Here is a 24,928-nt window from a genome sequence, read left to right on the forward strand (position 1 = left end):
ACTGTGCACCCCCTCCGGGCGTGCACGGTAACTTAAATTAAAGAAGAAAGGTGCAATCTTGTACCTAACGGAAGGAGGAAGGTTCATGGAGGAGCCGGTCCTGAAAATTGAACACCTGAACATCTCTTTTTTACAGTATACAAACGGTATGCGCCAGTCGCAGCTCGATGTAATCCGTGATCTGGATGTGGAAGTCAATGCAGGGGAGATGGTGGCCGTGGTCGGTTCGAGCGGTTCGGGAAAAAGTCTGCTGGCCCATGCGGTACTCGGCATTCTTCCTTACAACGCAGCCAGAGGCGGAAGGATGACTTACAGGGGCAGTGAACTGACGCAGGAGCGCATTGAAAAACTGCGCGGCAGTGAGATTGTGATGGTACCACAGAGCCTGTCCTATCTGGACCCGCTTGTTAAAATAGGAAAGCAGATCCGAAAAGGAAGAAACGATCAGAAGACGGTTGAAAAATTGAAGAACATTTTCCGCAGATATGATTTGAAAGAAGAAGTGGAGGACCTTTACCCGTTTGAACTATCAGGAGGCATGAACCGGAGAATCCTGATTTCGACGGCATTGATCGAGGAGCCGAAGCTTGTGATTGCAGATGAGCCGACGCCGGGACTGGATCTGAAAGTGGCGAAACGGGCGATGGGGCATTTCCGGGAACTCGCTGATTTGGGGGCGGGTGTTCTGGTGATTACCCACGATCTGGAGCTGGCACTGGAAACTGCGGACCGGGTGGTCGTATTTTATGCGGGCTGTACCGTGGAAGAAGCCGCGAGTAAAGATTTTATTAGGGAAGAGACCCTGCGGCATCCGTATACAAAGGCACTCTGGCGGGCGCTGCCGCAGCATGGCTTTCAGTTTATAGAAGGCGTACAGCCGTATGTCAAGGAAATGCCGGAAGGATGTCCCTTCTCACCAAGGTGCAGTATGTGTACACAGGAGTGCCGGAGCGATATCCCGTACCGTAGTTTACGTGGCGGCCGGGTCAGATGTTTATATGCGACATAGGAGTATAAGATGAAATTAGAGCTAAAAAATGTATCTTATCAATATAAAAAAGATGGCAGAAAAATACTGGATAATTTCAGTATGACTGTGGAGGATTCGCAGAGAGTCGGGCTGATCGCTCCCAGCGGGTATGGAAAAACGACATTGTGCAAACTGCTTTCTGGGTATTTAACGCCCGATCAGGGAGAAATCCTGCTGGATGGCAGACCTGTTTCCTCCTATAAAGGATACTGCCCGGTACAGATGGTCTGGCAGCAGCCTGAGCTGGCGGTCAACCCGCGGCTTCGGATGAAGGAAGTGATCCGGGAGGGCGATGAGGTAGAGGAAAGAATCCTGGTGGAACTGGGCATAGAAAAGGACTGGATGAACCGCTTTCCGGCAGAGCTTTCCGGCGGGGAACTACAGCGGTTCTGTCTGGCGCGCGCGCTGGGGAGAAGGACAAAATTCCTGCTGGCGGATGAGATCAGCACGATGCTGGACCTGATCACCCAGAGCCAGATCTGGAATTTCCTGCTCAGGGAAGTGACAGAGAGAAAGATTGGCCTGATAGCGGTCAGCCATAACCAGCCGCTGTTAGAGAAAGTGTGCAGCAGTGAGATCAGGCTGGATGGCTGAGAACCGGCCCTGCGAATCGTAATGGCACAGGAACCGGAGATTAAAAAAAGTCGTAGTAATAGCCCCGAAAATTTGCTAAGATATAGTTAGTTGATTAGAGGAGGGCGCGGCGCATGGCAGTGATTGGAATTGATCTGGGGACAACGAACAGTCTGGCGGCTGTCTGGAGGAATGGGTGCAGTGAACTGATTCCAAATGCATTCGGGGAGGTGTTAACACCGAGTGTGGTGAGTGTCGATGAAGCAGGGACTGTGTTTGTCGGGAAGACTGCGAAGGAACGGCTGATCTCACATCCTGAGTGCACGGCCTGTGTATTCAAGCGGTTTATGGGGACGGAGAAGGTTTACAAGCTGGGGCAAAAGAGCTATACCCCGGAAGAGCTTTCTTCTTTTGTGCTCAGAAAGTTAAGGGAAGACGCGGAGAATTATCTTAAGGAAACAGTAACGGAGGCGGTAGTAAGTGTGCCGGCTTATTTTAATAATGCCCAGAGGGATGCAACAAAGCGTGCAGGAGAACTGGCAGGTCTTGTCGTGAAGCGGATTATTAATGAACCGTCTGCCGCGGCGCTGGCCTGTCAGCATTTGTATCCAGAGGAAGAGACGGTTGAGCTTGTCTTCGATTTTGGCGGGGGGACTCTGGACGTATCTGTGGTAGACTGTTTTGACAATATTATAAATGTCGTTTCTGTCAGCGGGGATAACCATCTGGGGGGCTGTGATTTTGACCGGGCTATGGCTGAGTATTTCTGCAGAGAGCAGGGAATGGAGTTAAAAAAACTTTCTCTTTCAGAGCAGGCCGCAGTCCTGAAGAGTGCAGAAGCCTGTAAGATCGCGCTGTCAGATGCGGAACAGGCGGAGATGACTGTTCATTACGGCGGTGAGACACGTACATTATTTTTTGATACGGAGAAAATGATCCAGGCATCGGCGGGAATCTTCAAAAGGCTGATAGAACCCTTAAAACAGGCGGTTCTCGGGGCAGAACTGAAATGGGAAGACATAAACAGGATCATCCTTGTAGGCGGTTCCTGCAACATGCCGGCGGTAAGATTGTATCTGCAGCATTTCTTAAAGAAGGAGGCTGTTTTCTTAGGATCGCCGGACACCATTGTTGCACTGGGCACCGGTACATATGCAGGAATTAAGGAACGAAAAGCGGAGATCAGGGACATGCTTCTGACGGATGTGTGTCCGTTTACTCTGGGAGTGGAGATTAAGGACGGGGTGATGTCCCCGATTATTGAGCGGAACAGCGCACTGCCTGTCAGCAGGTCACGGCAGTATGTGACAATTTCGGATTTCCAGAAAATCCTGAGATTCGCGATCTATCAGGGAGAGGCGCCTGTTGCGGAAGATAACATCCTGCTAGGTGAAATCGAGGTCCCGGTGCCTCCTGCACTTGCGGAGAAAGAAGCCGCAGAGGTCCGTTTTACATATGATATCAACGGAATTCTGGAGGTGGATGCGAGAGTCCTCAGTACAAATGAAACGAGGCACCTTGTCATTATAGATAGGAAGAACAGGATGAGTCAGGCACAGATTCAGGAGACTTTGGAAGAAATGCAGAAATTAAAGATTCATCCGAGGGAACGGGAGGAGAATGCCTATCTGCTCTCAAGATGTGAGTCATTGTATGCGCAGGCAGGTCCGAGACTGCGGGAATTTCTGCTGGACCAGATGCAATATTTCCAGTTTCTTTTGGAAACCCAGAATGATCTGAAGATTAAGAAGGGCAGGGAATACTTTACCCGGGCACTGGATGCGGCAGAGGACAGTATGGCAATATTCCGTACGGAGGAAGAGTTCCGGTCATTTTCTGACAGATGGTACGAGGAGGCAAAACAGGAAGAAGCGGATGGCGAACTGGATGCGGATCTGGATGCATGGCTGGGGAAAGGACATTTGACGAGTTAAGATGAGTGGACGATCAGGAATCTGGTCACGGCTGGAGATCGAACCAACCAGTGATACCAGAAAGATAAAAAGAGCTTACGCAAAGCAGGCGGCCAAATACCATCCGGAAGACTTCCTGGAGGAATTCCAGCAGATCCGCCAGGCATATGAGGCGGCATTACAGATGGCGAAGTCTGAAAGCAGTGTGCAAGATGAGTTTGTGATGGCTGATTTTACCGGGGGCGCGGTGAAAGAGGAAGTGCCGGAGACAAACCATAATGTTCAGGAAGAAGATTCCGGCCATATATGGCAGGAGGCTGAAAGAATTGGCACATTGACGGAAAAGTATGCGAAGGAAGAAAAGCGAGAGAATATCCGCCGTGCTTTATACGATGCTTTTCTCGTCGAGATTGCTCTGGATAAACTGGATTCATTTCTTAAAATGAGTGGACTGCAGTCCCACAAAGCATGGTGCAGTTATCTTCAGGAACCGGTATTTTTAGAAGCGGTCCATAATCCGTATTTCTTATCCAGGCTGACAGACAGAATCGGGACGCTGAATTTCCAAAAGAGAACCAGAATGCAGATCAGAGAAGTTCTGGAAAAAGAAGCATCGGATGAACTTGCAGTCCAAAAAAGATTACAACTGGTCTTTAACGGGCAAAAGCTGCTAGATGAAAAAGACAGGCGCAAACAAAGGGACAAGAGGATCGGGCTGATTATATTTGTCTGCATATCGATTCTCGCGACTGCATTCGGTTTCAGGGAGGATACAAAGCAGAGCCGGATAAATGAGGTTCGTGCGCCTGAGAAGATAGAAGAGTATATTGAAGAAAAATATCAGATATCATGCACCGTAAGTGAATCCCATGCATCAGCGTTCAGAGGAAATGTTTTACAGCCCGTGGAGGATAAGGACACAGAATATTTTCTTGCAGAAACGGATGGAGAGCATGGTGTGCCGGAGAGCTTTCACCTGTCGTGGGCTGTTTCAAGTATGGAATATGACGACATTCTGGATGATCTGGAGTATGAGACTGTAAGTATGTGTGCAAAAGAATGTGGTTTGATACTGAAGCTTTCTTCTTTGGGAAATACGAATGTCATCCAGCTGCAGGATGTCCCATTGGAGGAATTTAGCCCTCTGTTTCTGGAGTTTCTTCAGGCACTGAAAGACAGCCGGTTTGTGCAGAGCGGCAATGTGGTGGAGATAGAAGTGCAGGCAGGTATTGCTGATTATGTGAAGGCTGATTTTACTGTAAGTAAGGAAAGCAGTATCAGTGAGGACGAGGTCCGTGCGAAATTGGAAGAATATGCGGACCAAAGCGTTATTTATAATTCGGTCAGGCAGTAGGTCGGTGCCGCAGAAAAATTGGGATGGAGAATATACGGCATGAAAGTGATAAAGAAAATATGCGGGGGGATATTGATTCTGGCAGGAGGCGCTGCAGCGCTGGCCGGGCTTTTAAGTGTGATTACGGAAGCCGTTGAGATCGCCAGTGTGGGGCTGAGCTGGGTTGAATTCATCGTGATGCTTATATTTCTCCTTTTTACAACCGCCGGAGGCGGCATGGTGTTTGCAGGAATCCAATTGATTAGGGGCAGGCGGCTGGTTAAATTCAGGTATAAGAAGGTAAAAAAGGAAAAAGAAACAAAAACAGAAAAAGAAACAGTAAATACTGTCGAAGTCAGACAGGAACCACCTGCGCGGAGATACACACTGCTCGTGGAGGATATTTTTTCGGTCCACGGTGAGGGCTGTATCATTACAGGAATTGTAAAGGGCGATACTATGTCTGTGGGTGATAAAGTATGGATTCTCGGGGCAGACGGGTCACAGAAAGCGGTCAGGACAGGGAAACTGAAAGTATTTTTGGGCGAAGAGGTCAAAAGGGCGTTTAGTGCAGAGTCAGGGACAAGGATCGGCTTCTGGACAAAGGATGCGTCTGAAGAAGATGTACTGCCGGGCAGCGTGATCAGCAGCGTGGCGCCGAATGTAACGGCCGGGAACGGACCGGTGGAAAATCCGAGGCTGAAGGGACTTTTGACTGGGCGGTTTGATACAGATGTTTTGGATATAGCAGAGCTGATTCACAGGGAACTGGCAGGGAATGCCATATTTTTAGTCATGGCAGAGTTTGAACTTACTGATGCTGAACGTGCCAGGGGAATGGTCCAAGAGAACAGTGTCATGGAATTCCCATACTTAAACACCCCTGACGGTGAGGGATACCAGCCGGTTTTCACAGACTGGAATGAGCTAAAGGCATGGGAAAGAGACGAGGGGAATGTGCCGTCCGCTGTTTTGATGGGGGCAGAAGAGGTACTCTCCCTGATAAAGAAGAATCATGTTCTTCATGGGCTTGTAGTGAATCCCTTCACAGATAACCTGATTATGGACAGAGACGAGTTGGAGATGCTGTAGACAGAAAATGTTACGGCATCCGGGGACAGAATGTGTTTTGCCCCCGGAATTATATAAAATATAGAAAGAATGGGACAGATGGAAAAGAAAAACAACAAGGCAGAGCAGATCAAAGATGTGCACGTCCATACACATGATGGAACAGAACACAGCCATACTCATGACGGCACTGAGGCAGAACATGTGCACAGCCATGCACATGGAACAGGGCACCACCATGTCCACAGCGCGTCTGAAAAAAAGGCTGTGATTAACAGGATTTCAAAGGCAATCGGACATATGGAAGCGGTAAAGAGAATGGTCGAGAAGGATGAGGACTGCAGCGAGGTGCTCATACAACTGGCCGCGGTGCGGTCCGCAATCAATAATACCGGAAAGGTTGTCCTGAAGAACCATATCAGTCACTGCATAGTGGAGGCTGTCGAAGAAAATGACGAAGAGGCAATCAGGATGCTGAATCAGGCGATCGATAAGTTTATGAAATAGTATAAGGAGTGTATTCAGATGAAAAAAAGAATCCAGATTTCATCCATGCTTATCGTTCTGGCGGCGATGCTTCTTGCATCCTGTGCCCCGGCCGGGCAGCAGGAGGCGAAAGGGGACTATGTGATCGGTGTGGTCACGAAGTCAAGAAACAGTGAATACTGGATGTCTGTGTGTGCCGGGATGGAAGAGGCTGCGGATGCGCTCGGAGCAAAAGTAGTCATTCTTTCACCTGATACGGAAACGGACAAGGACATCCAGAAAAAAATGATCCGTGATTTGATAAAAATGGATGTGGATGCACTCGCTGTTTCCCCCATAGATTCCTATGACAACAGGGACTATGTGCAGACAGCTTCTGAGAAGGGGATTCCTGTTTTTTCTTATGATACGCCGATAGAGGATATGGCAGTACCATATATAGGGATAGATAATAAGATGGTGGGATACGAACTGGCAAAGGTTCTTGCGGAAAAAATGGGGCACCAGGGGAATGTGGCAGTGATTGCAGGGAGCCAGGAACAGGCATCCCATAAACAGCGTGTTCTGGGATTCACGGATTATATGGAGACAGAGCCTGATATCCGGATTGAGGTAGTCAGGAGCGGGTACAGTAATCTCCGGGTATCGGAACAGGAGATGGAGGAGATTCTCGCGGAATATCCGGATTTGGACGGGATCATGACGACAAGTGCGGTGACTGCGCTGGGAATCACTGAGGCGACGAAAGGGACAGGAATTGTGATCGCGACAGTGGATGCCCAGGAGGATGCGCTGCGTGCCGTTGAGGATGGCAGGATCGCCGTGCTCGGGGCACAGTCAGGCAGTGACATTGGATACGAGGCGGTTTCCTATATCATGAGAGAAAAGGACGGAAAAGAACAGGACATGCAGGATATTCTGGATGTTAAGATACTGACGCGTAAAAATGTAAAAGAGTACTGACCGGAACCGGAGCAGTACTCTTTTTTTGAAAAATCTAAAAAAAAGAACCAAAATATAAAAAAATATCCATTTCTAAATCTGCCGGTTCAAAAAACTGTACCATGAATACAAAAAATATTTCCCCCTTCTAAAAAACAGCTTTAAAATAAACTAAAAAACTAAAATTTCGATTACTAGGATTTTCCTGTCAAAAAGGTAGAATAAAATCATCAAAGAGATGTGAGAGATCAATTTAAGAAAGGCAGGGAAATATAGTAATGGAAAATGGAACGGAACAAAAACTACCCGACGGAAAACTGTCAATGGGGATTAAGCTTTCTTATGCGAGCGGTGATGTGGCGTGCAACGTGGTATTCGGAATGGTCGGCACACTGCTGACCCTGTTTTATACGGACTATGTAGGAATCAACCCGGCTACGGTCGGAATGGTCATGCTCTTGTCAAGATTATTTGATGGTGTGTCTGACCTGATCATGGGTGTGATCGTGGAGCGGACAAATTCCAAATGGGGCAAATCCAGACCGTGGATTCTCTGGATGAGTGTACCGTTTGCATTGTCGGCAGTTCTGCTTTTTACGGTGCCAAACACAACAGGTGTTTTACAGTTTGTTTATCTTTTTGTAACATATAACTTCTGTACAACCGTCTGCTATACCGCAATCAACCTTCCTTATGGAAGTCTTTCAGCGATGATGACCCGTGTATCATCCGAAAGAGATATGTTAAGTGTTGTGAGAATGGGACTTTCCCCGATCGGGAAAATCATAGCAGCAACCTGTACATTACCGATCGTAAAACTTTTCGGGGATGACCAGGCTGCATGGATCAAAACGATGTCCATATGGGCGGTACTTGCGTTGATCCTGCTGCTTGTCTGCTTCTTCAGATGTGAAGAAACCGTAAAAATCGAGGCAAAACAGAAAGCGCCGAAGGTACCGCTTGGAAAATCCTTCTCCGCATTATTTAAAAACCAGTACTTCTGGGCAGTCCTTGTTTTGTGGATGGTACAGAGCGTATCATTCGGTATCTCAGGAACAATCCTGCCATATTACTGTAAATACATATTCGGCAATGACACATGGATGTACAGCGCATTGTTCCTGACAGAGACACTTACTCTGGTAGCCGGTATCTTTGCCTGCACACCGCTGATTAAAAAGTTCGGAAAACGAAATATTGCATTGGCAGGTTCCTTAATTGCCCTGATAGGCCAGCTTATATTCTTCTTTAATCCATACAGCTTTGCATGGATGGTAATGAGCTGCCTGACACGTGCTGTCGGACTGGCACCACTGAATGCCGTTGTATTCGGAATGGTTGGTGATGTTGTTGAATTCGGACAGTGGAAGACACACATCAGACAGGAAAGCCTTGTATTTGCAGGCGGTTCTATCGGAACAAAGGTTGGGGCAGGACTCGCATCGGCAACGATGACCGGACTGTTATCCGCGGCAGGTTATATCAGCACATCCGCAGGAAGTGCGGCCCAGCCGGATTCCGCGCTGAATATGATCGTCAATATTTACAAATTCGGACCTGTATTGATTGCGCTGGTTGCATTTATTACACTTGCTCTCTACAAGCTGGATAAAGCATACCCGTCAATCATGAAAGAGTTAATTGAACGTGAATCAAGAGGGGAGCTGTAAAGATGAAAGATCATACATTGATTACGATTAGCCGCCAGTATGGAAGCGGCGGCAGGGAAGTGGCTGAACTGCTTGCAAAGAGAATGCAGGTCCGCTGTTATGACAGACAGATTCTGTATCTGGCGGCCGAGAAGATGGACGCAGGGGAAATGGATATAAGCGCCATACTGGATATGTCTTATAAGATGCCAGAGAGAACATTTATGGACGGTGTCACTTCGCTTGGATATGAGACGATTCCTCCATACAATAAAATGTACCGTGAACAGGCTAAAGCTATCCGAAACATTGCCGAAAAAGAAAGCGCGGTATTTCTCGGGAGATGTGCCGATGTAGTGCTGAAAGATTTCCCGGAATGCTATAACTTCTTCATCTATGCAGACGAGGAATACCGGAAAAACAGAGCAAAAGAGCTGTACGGAAACAAGACTTTTAAGGAGCTGGAAAAAGAGAACCGCACCCGTGAACGTTATTACAATTACTATACAGGCCAGAAGTGGGGGGACCCGCAGAACTATCATCTAATGATCAATACGAGCCAGATCGGTCCTGAGAAGGCTGTGGATCTTATTATAAATTATGTGGAAAACTGCCGGAAATAAGAACTTTATAATTATATTTAAAAGAAAGAGGTAAAAAATCATGGAAAAAATAAAAGTAGGAATTGCAGGATTAGGAAGACTGGGAAAAGTACATGCCAACAATATTGCATTTAAGATTCCAAATGCGGAACTGACAGCAGCATGTTCTATCGTTCCGGCGGAGCTTGAATATGCAAAAAGCGAGCTTGGTGTAACAGATGTATATACAGATTACCGGGAAATGCTGGAGAAAGCTGACATTGACGCGGTTGCAATCGTAACAACCAGCGGGGAGCACTGCTGGCAGATCGCTGCAGCGCTTGATGCAGGAAAGCACGTATTTTCCGACAAGCCGCTTGGTGTAACCGTAGAAGAATGTAAACTGGCAGAGGCAGCAGTAGAGCGCCATCCGGAACTTTCTTTCTTCCTTGGCTTCATGCGCCGTTTTGACCCTTCCTATGCTTACGCAAAGAAGAAAATTGAAGAAGGTGCAATCGGCACACCTTATATGGTAAAAGCAACCGGAATCGATCCGGAGGCACTGGTAGAGGGGGCAATTAAGTTTGCGGCTACAAGCGGCGGAATCTTTATTGATATGGCGATCCACGATATTGACCTGATGAGATGGTTCTTAGGCTCTGACCCGGTTGAAGTTTACGCTGCAGGTGCGACATTCAAGCATCCTGAATTTAAAGAGGCAGGGGATGACGAGACCGGCGTTGCAATGTACCGCTGTGAAAACGGTGCGCTGGGATTCGTACATGTAGGCCGCACCGCGGCACATGGTTACCATGTAGAAACAGAAATTATTGGTACAGAAGGCTCTTTAAGAATCAGTCCGGTTCCGGAGAAGAACCTCTGCATGATCTATGACAAGAACGGGGCAGTTGTAGAATGCGTCAGCGGATTCCCGGAAAGATTTGCCGAGTCCTACCAGCTGGAGATGCAGGAGTTTATCGACTGCGTAGGAGAAGGAAGAAAACCAGAAGTAACCGTATATGATGGAACAAAATCTACACAAATCGGATTTGCAACAACAGAAGCCTGGAAAAACGGCGGAATTGTGAAGATTAACTATTAGAAAGTATCAAAAAGAATCAGTGGAGGTGTACCGCATTACCGGCGGTACATCTTTTTATTTTACTTTATTGTATTTATGATATAATTAGTGTTAACGAAATGAAAACAGTGTACCTCTCTTGGGACGTACCTGAATTTATAATCCTGAAAAAGGAGATCTTATGCGGAAAAGTATTAAAACCAAAGTATTACTTGCAATTCTTGCTGTCACGATGGTAACGGCCATCCTCCTGACTCTTGTGTTCTATTTCCGGTCGGCGAAAATGATCGAGGAAAATTACGCCGAGACCCTTTATGGGCGGGTGGAGCAGACTGTAGCCTCAATGGATCATTCCATGCAGGAGGTATACTATGTAAGCGTTAAGGCGGCCAGAAATGAAGATCTGACTGCTGCCATACGCCGGTATAGGAAGGACAGGAATGCGGACACACTGGAGGAGATTGCGGAAATTCTAAGAAACTACCGTACCCAGTATAAAGATTTGAGTTCTCTGTATTTTATTTTCCCGGAAGAAAATTTGGCAGTCACATCGGAAGATTATCCGATTATAAAAAGGGATATTCCGTCCGCAGAAATTCAGAAAATAAAGGAAATTCAGGAAGAAGAGGCGGCTCCGCTCATGATGGAAGATCTGGTGCATGATTCCGGAAAACAGCTGACCGTCGTGCAGGATGTACCGGATGATGATGGCACGGTTCTGGGATATCTGCTTGCCAATACGGATGAGAGGAACCTTTACTATGCCTATCTGGAGCCGGTTTATGATAAAAAAGTTTCCGGTGCTGTCATTGTAGATAAATACAATATGATCGTGAGCAGCAAAGATTACGGGGAGGCAGGGACAACATATCAGCAGGCAGATCAGTTTCCGGTGCAGAATGGGATAGCGTCTGCAGGTTCGGACAAAGAAATCCGTATTTTTTATCGTGCCCCTTTTTCAAACTGTAGTTTTTATCTTGCGGTACAGAAGAGTGAAGTATTGAAGGACCTGCGCCAGATGCAGATTTTCCTTGCCGGGGTATGCCTTCTCTTTCTGGCAGTCGCATGTGTACTTGCCTCCTACATTACAAGAGTTGTGTACAGGCCTATTAAAAAGGTGACAGACGCCGTGGAAAAAGTAGGCAGGGGGGACTTAAGCCTCCGGGTAGACGTGGAGACTGAGGATGAGATCGGTAAATTTTCGGAAGAATTCAACCATATGCTGGATTACATAGAAGACCTGATCGCCCAGGTGATCAAGGAAGAACAGTTGAAAAAGGATGCTGAACTGGAGGCGCTTCAATACCAGATTACTCCGCATTTCATGTATAACACACTGAATTCCATCAAGTATGCAGCCCTCCTTAAGGGGGAAACGGAGCTCGGGGATCTGATCGGGGACTTTGTGGAGCTTTTGCAGGCGAGTATTAATAAAAAGGGGACATTCATTACTGTCGCCGATGAACTGCACATTTTAAATAACTATATCCATCTTCAGGAATTCCGCTATCAGGGAAGCTTTGACGTAACGTATGATGTAGAGCAGGAGGCATTCGGCTGTTACCTGCCGCGCCTGATCCTCCAGCCCCTTGTGGAAAATGCGATTTTGCACGGTATGGATACGAAAGAGAAAAAAGGTGACCTCCGCATTCAGGGCAGGATTCATGGGGAAACGCTGACCCTTTCTGTGATTGACAACGGAAGGGGAATGACACAGGAACAGATCGATACCCTGCTTAAGAGCAGGGCGAAGAAAACAAATGGGCTGAGCGCGATCGGGGTCCCGAATATCAAAGAACGTCTGGAATTATACTATGGGGAAAAAGGCGGTATCCGTTATGAAAGCGGGCCGGAAGGGACAACCGCTGCTATTTTTCTGCCGGTCAGCAGAGAAGGCGGCTGTTTATAGGAGAGCCTGTAAAAAGAATAGGACAGCAGTCATACGGGTGTTATATGTTGCATATTTTCCCGGTTAATTATATAATGGGAGAAATATGGCGTGTTTTGTATCATGGGGCATGACAGATGCTGCAGGGAGTACCGGGCACATAGAAAAAAGGTGAGAGTATGGGAGTTACAATCCGGCAGATTGCGGAGGCCGCAGGCGTATCGAGGGGAACTGTGGACCGTGCGCTTAACAACCGGGGGCGTATTAAACCGGAAGTGGCGGAAGAGATAAAGAGAATCGCGAAGGAAATGGGCTATCGGCCGAATCAGTTTGGCCGGGCTCTTTCTATGAGTAAACAGAATCTCAAGATTGGTGTGATCCTTCAGGGGGCGGAGACACCATTTATGCAGACCGTTCTACAGGGAATTGAACAGGCAAAGGCAGAGGTCGATAATCTGGGAGGGACCGTGCTGCTGACGAAGATCCCGCACATCAGCGCAAGAGGTGTTCTTGAGGCGATGGAGCAGATGCGTGAAGAAGGGGTGAGCGCCATCGCTCTTGCACCTGTGGAAGATGCAGACGTAAAGTCGAAGATCGATGAATATGTGGAGGAATACCAGATCCCCATTGTGACATTCAATTCCGATGTAAAGGATACGAAGCGGCTCTGTTTCGTGGGACAGAATGCGTTCCAGTGTGGACGTGCCGCGGCCGGGCTGATGGGAGAGCTGGTGTCGGGGGAAGGAAAGGTTGCCATGATTTCAGGATACAGTTCGAACCCGTCACTGAGCGACAGAGTCCGGGGATTTCAGTCGGAAATGGAAAAGAAGTATCCAAAAGTAGAGCTCCTGGGGCCGGAATACTGCTTTGAAGATAATACGATTGCAGGCCAGCTTACAGAAAAAGTCCTGACGGAGAATCCAGATTTAAAAGGAATCTTTATGAACTCCCACGGTGAAGAAGGCATGTGCAAGGTACTGGAGGATCTCGGAAAAGCCGGAGAAATCAAGGTTGTAGCCAATGATTTCATGGGCAGGAACTATGAATTCCTGAGGGACGGTGCCATCAGCCTGCTGATCGGGCAGGACGCCTATGTACAGGGCTACGAGCCTGTTATGATACTTTTCCGCCTGTTGTTTCATGGGGAGGAGCCTCAGGGAGAATTTAAGTATACAGAAATTATGATTCGTAACGCATATACGATACCCCAATAAAAGATGTGAACTGCACTCTGGCAGTTCACATCTTTTTTTGGTAAAAATCAATAAAATTTACTCCCTATTATTGTGTATTATTCCGTCTTGCGTTTCCGGGCACGCAATGGTATTATAAACACATGAAGGAGGCGTGTCCGGACACGCCAAGGCACATAAATCGAATAATCAGAAAAGAAAAAGGAGAAAAGATTATGTTAAAGGTCGGTATTATTGGAGCAGGAAGAATTGGAAGAGTACATATTACAAGCATCAGCACAAGAGTAAAGGATGCACAGATCAAGACGGTTGCAGACCCGTTTCTGAACGATGAGACAGCAGAGTGGGCAAAGAGCATGGGTGTTGAGCACACAACAAAAGATTACATGGAGATTATCAACGATCCTGAGATTGATGCAGTTCTGATCTGCTCATCTACAGATACACATTCACCGATTTCACTGGAAGCTATCAAAGCAGGAAAGCATGTTTTCTGTGAGAAACCAATTGATCATGATGTCGATAAGATCAAAGAAGTCATCGAAGCACTGGAAGGAACCAACCTGAAATACCAGGTAGGATTCAACCGCAGATTCGACCACAACTTCGAGGCAGTCCAGAGGGCAGTTGCAGCAGGAAAGGTTGGAAAACCAGAGATCATCAAGATCACATCCCGCGATCCTGAGCCGCCGAGCATCGACTATGTAAAAGTATCTGGTGGAATGTTCCTTGATATGACAATCCATGATTTTGACATGGTACGTTTCCTTGCAGGATGCGATGCAACAGAAGTATACGTACAGGGTGCGAACCTGGTTGATCCGGCAATCGGAGAAGCAGGAGATGTCGACACGGCAGTCATCACACTGCAGATGGAAAACGGTGCGATTGCAGTTATCGATAACTGCAGAAAAGCAGTTTACGGATACGATCAGAGAGCGGAAGTATTCGGTTCAGAAGGAATGGTTGCAGTAAGCAATGACAGCCAGTCCAGCGCAGTGATCAGCAATGCAGAAGGCGTAACAGGCGAGAAGCCGATGTTCTTCTTCCTCGAGAGATACATGGAAGCATACGGAAAAGAAATCTCAGATTTCATCGATGCAATTGTAAACGACAAAGAGACTCCGCTGAATGTAATAGATGGCCTGAAGCCGGTATTAATGGGACTCGCAGCTCAGAAGTCACTGGAAGAGCACAGACCAGTTAAGATTTCAGAAATTATGTAATCCAAAGTAATAAAATTGTAACTGTTCATGGTCCTGAACAGTTACTAAAATTTAATAAATATATGATGGAATAAAGGAGAATATAAAATGTTTGATAAGAATAAAGTAAAATTAGGAATCGCACCAATCGCATGGACAAATGATGATCTTCCGGATCTGGGAAAAGAGAATACATTCGAGCAGTGTGTCAGCGAGATGGCACTGGCTGGCTTTACAGGTTCAGAAGTAGGAAATAAATATCCAAAAGACCCAGAGGTGCTCAGAAAAGCTCTGGAACTCCGTGGAATCGAAATCTGCAACCAGTGGTTTTCTTCATTCCTGATTACAAAGCCATTCGAAGAGGTAGAAAAAGACTTCCGTGCACAGCTTACCTTCCTTAAAGCTATGGGAGCAAAGGTAATCGGCGCTTCCGAGCAGAGCCACAGTGTACAGGGAATGCAGGATACTCCGATATTTGGACACAAATATGTAATGAATGACGAAGAGTGGGAGACATTCTGTACAGGTATGAACAAACTTGGAAAGATCGCAAAAGAGGAATACGGCATTGCCCTTACGTTCCATCACCATATGGGAACCGTTGTACAGAACCCGGATGAGGTAGAACGCATGATGGCTAATACAGATCCCGAATATGTAAGCCTGCTGTTTGATACAGGACATTTCACATACTGCGGGGCTGATCCTCTGGAGATGGTAACGAAATATGTAGACCGCATCAAACATGTACATCTGAAGGATATCCGTCCGGAAATTGTAGAAAAGGTAAAGAACGAGAACTTAAGCTTCCTGGAAGGCGTACGCCTCGGCGCTTTTACCGTTCCTGGCGACGGATGCATCGATTTCGACCCTATCTTCAAGGTGCTGGAGGATGCAGGATATGAAGGATATATGCTGGTAGAGGCAGAGCAGGACCCGGCTAAGGCAAATCCGCTTGAATATGCTATAAAAGCAAGAAAGTTTATTGCGGAGAAGACAGGTTTATAATAAATGAGGATATTGAAATGAAACTGGCAGCCGTGAAATCGGAGGAATCTGATTTAGCGGCTGCTTTTTATGTTCAATTGGATATGGAGATGGGTTACTTATAGCATGAAAATATGAAAGGTAAAGCGTATTAGTAAGTCATACTCTTTCTTCCCCCGGCATACATTGTAAAAACAATGATTGCAGGGGGATTTTTTTGAAAGATTATATTGAGGAGAGAGCCGTGGAAATCGCCAATTATATCATAGAAAACAGTGCTACGGTACGGCAGACGGCAAAAAGTTTCGGGATCAGCAAGAGTACCGTACATAAAGATGTAACAGAGCGGCTTCTTCAGATTAATCCTGCATTAGCGGGAGAGGCGCGCAAGATATTGGACATGAATAAGTCCGAACGGCATATACGCGGCGGACTTGCCACCAGAGAAAAGTATCTCCATCAGCATTAGGGAACTGCCGGTTTTGTGAGGTTGATGTTTATGCTATAATGATTATATGCATTAAAATCAACTTTCTGCAAAGAACAGTTTTTATGACAGGAGAGAGACTTGTGAAAAAATACAGAAGAATCTGCGCCGTCCTGATGGCAATTTTACTGACGGCAGGACTTGCCGCGGGGTGCACGAAGGAAGAAAGGCCTGTAGAAGTAAAGAGGGAAAAGGTGACGCTCTGGTATTACTGGAGCCAGAGCTATAGTAAAAAGGAGCTGGCATATCTGGTGGACAGCTTTAACCGGTCTCAGGACCGGATTGAAGTGACCACCCAGTATGTGCCGGATGAGGATTTTAAGAAACGGCTTGCACTCAGTATGGCGGACGGGAATATGCCGGACCTTGCGCTTGTAGATTCGTCCGATTTCAAATATTTTCACGCAATGGAGCCGTTTGTGGACCTGACGGATGAAATAGACGGGATTGAGGAATACCTGCCCGCAGTGAAGGAGGCATGCACGATAGACGGCCGGATGATGGGGCTGCCTTATGGAATGAACTGTACCGCCCTGTTTTATAACAAGGAGATTCTTAAGAACAGCGGGGAAGAGGTGCCAGAGACGTGGGATGAACTTTATGAGACTGCCGTCAGGCTTTCGACGGATACCCATTGTGGATTCGCCATGCCGGCTTTGCAGAGTGAGGAGAGTGTATACAGTTTCCTGCCCCTGCTGTGGTCTATGGGGGGATCGGTGGATCAGCTGGATTCGCCGCAAAGCAGGGAAGCGTTTCATTTTCTCAGAAAACTGACGCAGGCGGATGCGATGAGCAGACAGACGATCAACCTGACGTCGGGGGACCTGATCCGTCAGTTTGTGGAGGGCAATATTGCAATGATGGTCAACTCCACGACGATGATTGATTCTGTAAGGGCGATTAACCCGGCTCTGGAGTATGGCGTGACGGCTCTGCCGGCAGCAGGAGACGGCACAAGAATCTCGGTGCTGGGAGGAGAAGTGTTTGGAGTTACAAAAGGCGGACATCAGGAGGAAGCAATTGAATTTTTAAAATATATCAGTGATAAGGACAGAATGGAGGAATACATGGAACGGTCTTCCTATATGGCCCCTCGCGCCGATGTACTGGAAAACCAGTATAAGGAGGACTCCCTGAAGCGAAGTATGATAGAACTTACCAAATCTGCCAGAACGAGAGAATTTTCGGTGGAATGGCCTTACATTTCTATTGTCATTACAGATACAATGGAGGCAGAGATTATCGGTGAAAAGGACGAAGATGAAATCTTCCTTGATGCAGCAGAACGGATGAAGGACATCAGGGAGGGAGAACGATGAAGCGAGAAAGAACACTCAGGAAAAGACTGGCATTCGGGTTCCTGATGGCGGCGCTGATACCGGTGAGCATCTTTGCAGTCATATCACAGGTCCGTTTGAGGAGCAGTCTGGAAGACAATATGAACGGGCGTATTAGCAGCAATATTAATAATGCCGGACAGTGTCTGGATATGGTATTGGACAAGTATGCCACCATCCTGTATGATATGTGTACAGATGACACGATTATTGATACGGTGGAAGAGATCATACAGGACCAGGATGATCTGGATGTCAATACGAGTACTCTCAGACATGAACTCAGCCATATCTGCAACCGTAATGACGGAATAGAAGGGATTACCATTTTTCTGCAGAATGGGAATGTGATCTTCTATGACCGTCTGAATTCTTCGTCGACGAACAGTATCTGGGCGGATGAGATTGTATTTCCGGAAATCGAAAAAGGGGAAGTCTATCAGGGCGTAACGACGCCTGTTACGGCAAATGAAAAGAAGAACTATCTGTTTCAGATTGGAAGAAAACTGGTTGATTATAAAAATATCCATGAGCAGCTGGGTACTGTAGTCATAAGTATTAACGAGGAGCAGATCAGGGAGGCACTTGTGACGGGAATGGATAATGCAACGTATCTTCTGGACGGCGATACAGTCATCAGTTCTCCCAATTCATCTGATATCGGCAGAAAATTTTCCGCCATACAGGACACGGCGTCAAATAAATACACAGAAGCGTCAAATACAAAGAGCGGCTTTACCCTGTGCAATGAGCAGCCGTTAGAAGACTATCATATGGCGATATGGGAGCAGGTCCTTTTTCTATGCGTGATTGCCGTGGTTTCAGCGGTCACGATGCTGTTTCTGATTTACCGGTTTACTAAGCCGTATCTCTTTGCAGTGGATTCTCTGGTAGAGGCGATGAACGAGGCGGAAGAAGGGAACTTTGCTGTAAGCGTGGAGGTTCCTGACAACATGCCTGTAGAGATCAGGCGGATCAGCGGCGGATTTAATGAGATGGTGGTACATATAGACAGTCTGATCGGGCAGGTGAAGGAAGCTGTTGTAGAGCAGAAGAATGCCGAGCTGTCAGCACTGGAGGCGCAGATCGACCCACATTTCCTGTATAATACACTGGATACGATCAACTGGAAGGCGATTGAAAATGAACAGTATGATATCAGTGAAATGGTCGGGTCGCTGGCAGATATCCTGCGCTACACCGTAAAAAACGCCGGGGGGACGACGACGATCCGTCAGGAAATGGGGTGGCTGAGAGAGTATACAATGCTGCAGGCAGCGAAACTGGGGAAGAAGCTGCATATTGATGAGCAGGTACCGGAAGAAATCATGGGCTACCAGATACACAAGCTTATACTCCAACCATTCGTGGAAAATGCAATCAAGCATGGTTTTCCGGAAAAAGAAGGGGAATGCTGTCTTCGAATTATAATCAGGGCTGCTGGGGAACAGCTCCACATTATTATAGAAGATAATGGACGGGGAATTGCACCTGGGTTACTGAAAAAGCTGAATGATGATTCGGAAGAAATGGACGGGCATGTGGGAATCACGAATGTCCGGAAACGGCTGAAACTATACTATGGAGAGGAAGCGGACATTTACTTCGAGAGCCTTCAGGGCAGCTATACGAAGGCACACCTATTCATACCCCACCAAACAGCACGGGGAACGCTGTGCGTGAATGATGTCAGAGAAGGAGGTTCTATAAATGCGGATCGTGATAGTAGAAGATGAAGCGCCAATCCGGGAAGGGATTGCGAAAATACTTCATAAGATAAATCCCGATTATGAGCTGGCGGGGACAGCGGCGGACGGAAAGGAGGGGTATGAGCTAATCAACAGTACAGAGCCGGATCTGGTAATTATGGATATTGAGATGCCCAAAATGGACGGGCTTAAGATGCTTGGGAAACTGCGGGGCGAGGGGAACCAGTGTAAGGTACTGATTTTATCCGCATATTCTGATTTTAATTATGCGAAACAGGCCATTGAGCTGAACATCGAGAATTATCTGCTGAAACCAATAAAGATACCAGAACTGAAAAGGGCGCTCCAGCAGATCGAAAATGCACTTGAAAAGGAACAAAGCCGTGATATGGCATTTTCTGTGGAAGGGATATTTCTCGCATGTTTAAACGGACAGATCAAGCCGGATGCCCAGTTTCACAGCCTGACAAAAGAACGGTACGGGTTTACGGTAGAAGAACCGGCGGAGGTGTTTGTGCTCTGGCTTGGGAGCGGGTACGAGGAGCAGAAAAAGACGGCAAGAGAACTGTTGGAGGATGTTGGTGACCATACCGTAAAGTTTGCCTCCTGTGTGATAGAGTCAGACGCATGGCAGATGCTGATCATGATCCTTTACCGCCTGCCCCGGGAGGCCACACAATACCAGTATTTCCGGACATCGGTCGTACCCATGCTGTGCAGTAATCTGAAAAGTCCTGCTGTCTGCCTCTGGAGAAGTGTGGACAGCCTGCTGGAGCTTCCAAAAGTAATGGAGGAAATGCTTAGGGAACGGGAATGGAACCTTCTTCTGGAAAAAGGCAGCCTGATTCGGCAGGAGGATATCGAAGCCATAAAAACGGTTCCGTTAAAACACCCGACAGAACTGGAGGACAAGGCCTGTCAGGCGGCAAAACGCGGAGATAAAGAGAAGGTAATCGAATATTTTAAATTATTATTTGAGTATTACAAAAAGGCACTGCATACGCCGGATGAAATAAAGAAGTCTGTTATACGTTTCAGCTGGTCGGTATTCAATGCATACAAAGAAACGCAGGGGATAGAAGCCGATCTGAAGATCCAGAATATCCTGCAGGCCATTTCTGAAGCAGTCAGCTGGGACCAGATAGGCAGCAGCCTGAAAGAACTGTTTGAGATCATTGACCTGGAAATCCCGGAAGAGGAAGCGATGCCGGTCAGCGTACTCGTACAGAAAGCGCAGCAGCAGATCCGCAAATATTACGATCAGGGAATCACGCTTGAAGAAGTCGCGAACAAGCTGTTCGTGTCAGAGGAATACCTCAGTGCCCTGTTCAAAAAGGAGACCGGGACAACCTTCTCGGAGACAATCAGGAAGTACCGGATAGAGAAGGTAAAAGAGCTTCTGCTTGATACACACCTGAAGCTGAACCAGATTGCCGAACTTGCCGGTTATTCAGATCCGAAATACATGAGCAAAGTCTTCAAAGAAGAAATGGGAATGCTTCCAAACGAATTTCGCAAGTCAGTCCATTAAATATTTCTACCTTTTTCAAATATTTTTACCTTGTGATTGGAAAAAATTGTGATATGATGTCGATAACAAAAAAGCAGAGGCTAATCGAAGGTAAAATAGATATTCTGAAAAAGGAGAGAAAACAATGAGTGAAATGATGATTAAATTCAGCAACCCCGAAGAAGTATTAGAATTTGTAAACAAAGTGGCAAAATATCCGTATGATATGGACATGAAGAGAGGCAGATTCGTGGTTGACGCGAAGTCAATCCTCGGAATTATGAACCTTGGATTCAACAATCCGATCGAGCTGAAAATTTATGACGAGAACTGCTCAGAGCTTGAAGAAGAACTCTCTAAATATAAAGCTGCTTAAAAACGGGGTGTTCCACGTAAATGCTTTTTAACATTAGTACTAAAGCAGATATGGAATTTAACCTAATATTTACATTTATTACTGAAAAAATTGTTATTGCTTGTCTGTGAAAACTTCTCGGCGTATAATAAAATGCGTTGAGGAGTTTTTATCTTGTTTCATAGGAAGTACGTCCTATGAAACAAAAAGCCCTCCCGGCGGGATGCGCACTGCGGCGTAAGTGGTAGATGCCGCAATGCGACCGCCGCAGGCGCGAGTTTCGCAAGCGAAACTCTATTTTATTTAAAGGAATGAAGGAAGAAAGTTACTGAAAGAGGAAATAAGAAAACGTATGAAAGCAAAAGTAGACAGGAGTGCCTATTTATTCGATAATAAGGCACTGAGGGCATTGATTATCCCGCTGATCATCGAGCAGCTTCTGGCTGTCCTGGTCGGCATGGCAGATTCTATTATGATAGCGAGCGTAGGAGAGGCGGCAGTATCTGGTGTTTCACTTGTAGATAACATCATGGTACTGTTTATTAATGCATTTGCGGCTCTCGCCACAGGGGGCGCAGTTGTGTCCGGGCAGTACCTCGGACAGAGGAACGAAAAGTCCGCCTGCGAGGCATCCACACAGATTGTCTGGTTTATCACGATTATTGCAATCGGAATCATGGCAGTCATCTATTGCGGCAAATGGTTTATCCTGCATGTAGTATTCGGTGCAATCGATGCAGATGTCATGGGACACGCAAACACTTATCTGATGATCGTAACCGCATCCATCCCGTTTATGGCACTGTATAACGCAGGAGCGGCGACATTCCGCGCAATGGGGAACTCCAAGGTTTCCATGCAGGTTTCCATCATTATGAACATTATCAACATCGGAGGAAACGCAATCCTGATATACGGTTTCCACCGCGGAACAGAAGGCGTGGCGATCCCCACACTCGTATCCAGAATGGCGGCTGCAATCATGATCATGGCACTGCTGTGCGACCAGAAGCGCCAGCTGCACGTGAAGCGGACACTAAAATACCATCCTGACTGGCGGATGATCAAGAGAATCCTGACGATCGGTGTCCCGAACGGCCTTGAAAACAGCATGTTCCAGCTCGGCAAGATACTGGTACTAAGCCTTGTATCTACATTCGGTACATACGCAATCGCGGCAAATGCAGTCAGCAACGCCGTGGCACTCTTCCAGATCCTCCCCGGAATGGCCCTCAATCTGGCAATCACATCCGTCATCGCACAGTGCGTCGGTGCGGGAGACTATGAACAGGTACACTACTATACAAAAAAACTGGTCGGGATCGTGTATGTACTCATCTGGATCATGAACGCAGCAATCTTCATGCTGCTTCCTTTGATATTAAGAGCATATAACCTGTCAGACCTGACAGCCGAGACAACAAAACAAATCTTATACTTCCACAGCATCAGCTGCATGATCATCTGGCCGCTGTCCTTCTCCGTGCCTTCGACACTCCGCGCGGCAGGAGATGCACAAGTCACAATGATCATATCAATATTCTCCATGTGGGTATTCAGAATCGTGTTCAGCTATATACTTGGACGGTATATGGGCATGGGCGTATTCGGGATATGGGTGGCAATGGTCATTGACTGGTGCTTCAGGGCAGTATGTATGTGCGTTAGGTATGTTAGAGGAAAGTGGAAGTTGAAGAGAACCATATAGTGTTGGGGACGTAATCTTTCTTAGGAAGGCTACGTCCCCAATTGAGTTTTGTGGTGTCACTTTTTGAAGTTTGCCCTGTACCAAAGTGAAGTTATTCACAACTATTCTTGTATTATTGTGGAAAACTACGGGAAAATTGAGGTATAAGGTGAATTTTTCACAAAGAGAGTCTTGTAAAACGGGAAGTGCTACTTTATAATAGGTAAGTAAATCAAAAATAGCTGTTTCACAGCTTTTTTATTTTGAGCAGGAGGAAGACTTTGAAGAACGAATTAGTGATTGTCCTCGATTTTGGCGGACAGTATAACCAGTTAGTCGCAAGGCGTGTCAGAGAATGTAACGTGTATTGCGAAATCTATTCTTATAAGACCGATATAGAAAAAATCAAAGAAATGAAACCGAAAGGGATTATCCTGACGGGGGGGCCGAACAGTTGTTATGAGGAGGATTCCCCGACTTATTCTAGAGAACTTTTTGAACTGGGAATTCCTGTGCTGGGACTGTGTTATGGCGCCCAGTTGATGATGCATGTCTTAGGTGGTAATGTGGGACGTGCCGAAGTGCGGGAATATGGTAAGACGGAAGTGCTGATCGACAAGCAGGATTCGAAGGTATTTGAAAATGTATCTACACCTACGATATGCTGGATGAGCCATTTTGACGCTATTTCACAGGAGGCTCCGGGATTTGAGATTACAGCCCATACGGCTGATTGTCCTGTAGCGGCAGCTGAGAATGCGGCAGAAGGACTGTATGCGATTCAGTTCCATCCGGAGGTGCTTCATACAGTGGAAGGCACAAAGATGATCAATAATTTTGTGAAAAATGTTTGTGGCTGTGCCGGAGACTGGAAGATGGACGCTTTTGTTGAGGAAACGATTGCGGCTATCAGGGAGAAGGTTGGTAACGGAAAAGTACTATGTGCTTTGTCCGGTGGTGTAGATTCATCTGTGGCAGCTGTTATGCTTTCTAAGGCGATTGGATCACAGCTGACTTGTGTATTTGTGGATCATGGCCTGCTTAGAAAAAATGAAGGCGATGAAGTGGAGGCGGTTTTCGGACCGGAAGGTCATTATGATCTGAACTTTATCAGGGTCAATGCCCAGGAGCGGTTCTATGAAAAACTTGCCGGTGTGACGGAGCCGGAAGAGAAGAGAAAGATCATTGGTGAAGAGTTTATCCGTGTTTTCGAGGAAGAAGCGAAGAAGATCGGAACAGTAGATTTCCTTGTACAGGGGACTATTTATCCAGACGTCGTAGAGAGTGGTCTGGGAGGAGAATCAGCAGTCATTAAGTCACATCATAATGTAGGCGGGCTGCCGGATTATGTTGACTTTAAAGAAATTATTGAGCCGCTGAGGGATCTGTTTAAGGATGAAGTGCGCAAAGCTGGATTGGAACTTGGTATACCAGAAAGACTGGTGTTCAGACAGCCATTCCCGGGGCCGGGACTTGGAATCAGGATCATCGGGGAAATAACCGAAGAGAAAGTAAAGATTGTTCAGGATGCCGACGCTATTTACCGCGAAGAAATGGATGCGGCAGGAATGAACAAGATTGTCGGCCAGTATTTTGCAGCGCTTACGAATATGCGGTCTGTAGGAGTCATGGGGGATGAACGTACCTATGATTATGCAGTGGCATTGAGGGCGGTGAATACGATAGACTTTATGACAGCAGAATCCGCAGAAGTGCCTTGGGAAGTGCTGCACCGGGTTACCAGCAGGATTGTAAATGAAGTAAATCATGTAAATCGAGTATTCTATGATCTGACGGGGAAGCCGCCGGGGACGATAGAGTTCGAATAACGGGCAGAACCCCGGAAATGTTGATAAAATGGGCATTTCCGGGGTGTTTTATGTCGTTTGGCTCTATTTAGAAAAATTGACT

Annotated in this window: 21 protein-coding genes; all 21 read left to right on the plus strand. The window is 46.7% G+C overall.

The annotated features are described in order from the left end of the window. Positions 1-85 precede the first annotated feature (85 nt). The 21 genes from ABIN22_RS05235 (at position 86) to guaA (ending at position 24,846) form a co-directional block, all read left to right on the plus strand. Positions 86-1,009: an ABC transporter ATP-binding protein gene (locus ABIN22_RS05235; protein WP_346907110.1), complete on the plus strand. Its 924-nt coding sequence runs from the start codon at positions 86-88 to the stop codon at positions 1,007-1,009. Positions 1,010-1,018: 9 nt separating this feature from the next. Next, positions 1,019-1,624: an ABC transporter ATP-binding protein gene (locus ABIN22_RS05240; protein WP_118620928.1), complete on the plus strand. Its 606-nt coding sequence runs from the start codon at positions 1,019-1,021 to the stop codon at positions 1,622-1,624. Positions 1,625-1,737: 113 nt separating this feature from the next. Next, positions 1,738-3,537, plus strand: coding sequence for an Hsp70 family protein (locus ABIN22_RS05245; protein WP_346907113.1), 1,800 nt, complete (start codon positions 1,738-1,740; stop codon positions 3,535-3,537). 1 nt (position 3,538) lies between these two features. Then, entirely contained in the window at positions 3,539-4,870 is a 1,332-nt protein-coding gene (locus ABIN22_RS05250; RefSeq protein WP_346907115.1) for a J domain-containing protein, read from the plus strand. Positions 4,871-4,909: 39 nt separating this feature from the next. After that, entirely contained in the window at positions 4,910-5,941 is a 1,032-nt protein-coding gene (locus ABIN22_RS05255; RefSeq protein WP_346907117.1) for an SseB family protein, read from the plus strand. 78 nt (positions 5,942-6,019) lie between these two features. Next, positions 6,020-6,427 carry a metal-sensing transcriptional repressor gene (locus ABIN22_RS05260; RefSeq protein WP_109730036.1) on the plus strand — a complete coding sequence of 136 codons (408 nt, stop codon included), beginning with the start codon at positions 6,020-6,022 and terminating at the stop codon, positions 6,425-6,427. An 18-nt stretch (positions 6,428-6,445) separates the two neighbouring features. Next, positions 6,446-7,369 carry a substrate-binding domain-containing protein gene (locus ABIN22_RS05265; RefSeq protein WP_346907119.1) on the plus strand — a complete coding sequence of 308 codons (924 nt, stop codon included), beginning with the start codon at positions 6,446-6,448 and terminating at the stop codon, positions 7,367-7,369. Positions 7,370-7,626: 257 nt separating this feature from the next. Continuing rightward, positions 7,627-9,018, plus strand: a complete 1,392-nt coding sequence (locus ABIN22_RS05270; RefSeq protein WP_346907121.1) for an MFS transporter — start codon at positions 7,627-7,629, stop codon at positions 9,016-9,018. A 2-nt stretch (positions 9,019-9,020) separates the two neighbouring features. Then, positions 9,021-9,620, plus strand: coding sequence for a cytidylate kinase-like family protein (locus ABIN22_RS05275; protein ID WP_109730038.1), 600 nt, complete (start codon positions 9,021-9,023; stop codon positions 9,618-9,620). A 40-nt stretch (positions 9,621-9,660) separates the two neighbouring features. Next, complete coding sequence (locus tag ABIN22_RS05280; protein WP_109730039.1) at positions 9,661-10,680, plus strand: Gfo/Idh/MocA family protein; 1,020 nt, start codon at positions 9,661-9,663, stop codon at positions 10,678-10,680. A gap of 160 nt (positions 10,681-10,840) precedes the next feature. Next, positions 10,841-12,568: a cache domain-containing sensor histidine kinase gene (locus ABIN22_RS05285; protein WP_346907123.1), complete on the plus strand. Its 1,728-nt coding sequence runs from the start codon at positions 10,841-10,843 to the stop codon at positions 12,566-12,568. Positions 12,569-12,726: 158 nt separating this feature from the next. After that, positions 12,727-13,761, plus strand: a complete 1,035-nt coding sequence (locus tag ABIN22_RS05290; RefSeq protein WP_109730041.1) for a LacI family DNA-binding transcriptional regulator — start codon at positions 12,727-12,729, stop codon at positions 13,759-13,761. Positions 13,762-13,955: 194 nt separating this feature from the next. Further along, a complete protein-coding gene (gene iolG / locus ABIN22_RS05295; protein WP_118620922.1) occupies positions 13,956-14,966 on the plus strand; it encodes an inositol 2-dehydrogenase in 1,011 nt (336 codons plus the stop codon). Between the two features lie 87 nt (positions 14,967-15,053). After that, on the plus strand, positions 15,054-15,953 hold the full coding sequence (iolE, locus tag ABIN22_RS05300; RefSeq protein WP_346907126.1) for a myo-inosose-2 dehydratase: 900 nt from the start codon (positions 15,054-15,056) through the stop codon (positions 15,951-15,953). A gap of 196 nt (positions 15,954-16,149) precedes the next feature. Further along, positions 16,150-16,401: a sporulation transcriptional regulator SpoIIID gene (gene spoIIID, locus ABIN22_RS05305; RefSeq protein WP_109730054.1), complete on the plus strand. Its 252-nt coding sequence runs from the start codon at positions 16,150-16,152 to the stop codon at positions 16,399-16,401. A 101-nt stretch (positions 16,402-16,502) separates the two neighbouring features. Continuing rightward, positions 16,503-17,738 carry an ABC transporter substrate-binding protein gene (locus tag ABIN22_RS05310; RefSeq protein WP_109730055.1) on the plus strand — a complete coding sequence of 412 codons (1,236 nt, stop codon included), beginning with the start codon at positions 16,503-16,505 and terminating at the stop codon, positions 17,736-17,738. Continuing rightward, on the plus strand, positions 17,735-19,492 hold the full coding sequence (locus ABIN22_RS05315; protein WP_346907128.1) for a sensor histidine kinase: 1,758 nt from the start codon (positions 17,735-17,737) through the stop codon (positions 19,490-19,492). The genes ABIN22_RS05310 and ABIN22_RS05315 overlap by 4 nt, the downstream gene beginning before the upstream one ends. Beyond that, a complete protein-coding gene (locus ABIN22_RS05320; protein WP_346907130.1) occupies positions 19,467-20,996 on the plus strand; it encodes a response regulator transcription factor in 1,530 nt (509 codons plus the stop codon). Before ABIN22_RS05315 ends, ABIN22_RS05320 begins: the two co-directional genes overlap by 26 nt. A 124-nt stretch (positions 20,997-21,120) precedes the next feature. Next, complete coding sequence (locus ABIN22_RS05325) at positions 21,121-21,351, plus strand: HPr family phosphocarrier protein (RefSeq protein WP_109730058.1); 231 nt, start codon at positions 21,121-21,123, stop codon at positions 21,349-21,351. 331 nt (positions 21,352-21,682) lie between these two features. Then, positions 21,683-23,038: an MATE family efflux transporter gene (locus ABIN22_RS05330; RefSeq protein WP_346907132.1), complete on the plus strand. Its 1,356-nt coding sequence runs from the start codon at positions 21,683-21,685 to the stop codon at positions 23,036-23,038. Between the two features lie 260 nt (positions 23,039-23,298). Beyond that, positions 23,299-24,846 (plus strand): glutamine-hydrolyzing GMP synthase, encoded by a 1,548-nt coding sequence (gene guaA / locus ABIN22_RS05335; RefSeq protein ID WP_346907134.1) that lies wholly within the window; start codon positions 23,299-23,301, stop codon positions 24,844-24,846. The last annotated feature ends 82 nt before the right edge of the window (positions 24,847-24,928 follow it).

The organism is Faecalicatena orotica (assembly GCF_905197545.1).
GTDB classification, from domain to species: Bacteria; Bacillota; Clostridia; order Lachnospirales; family Lachnospiraceae; genus Faecalicatena_A; species Faecalicatena_A orotica.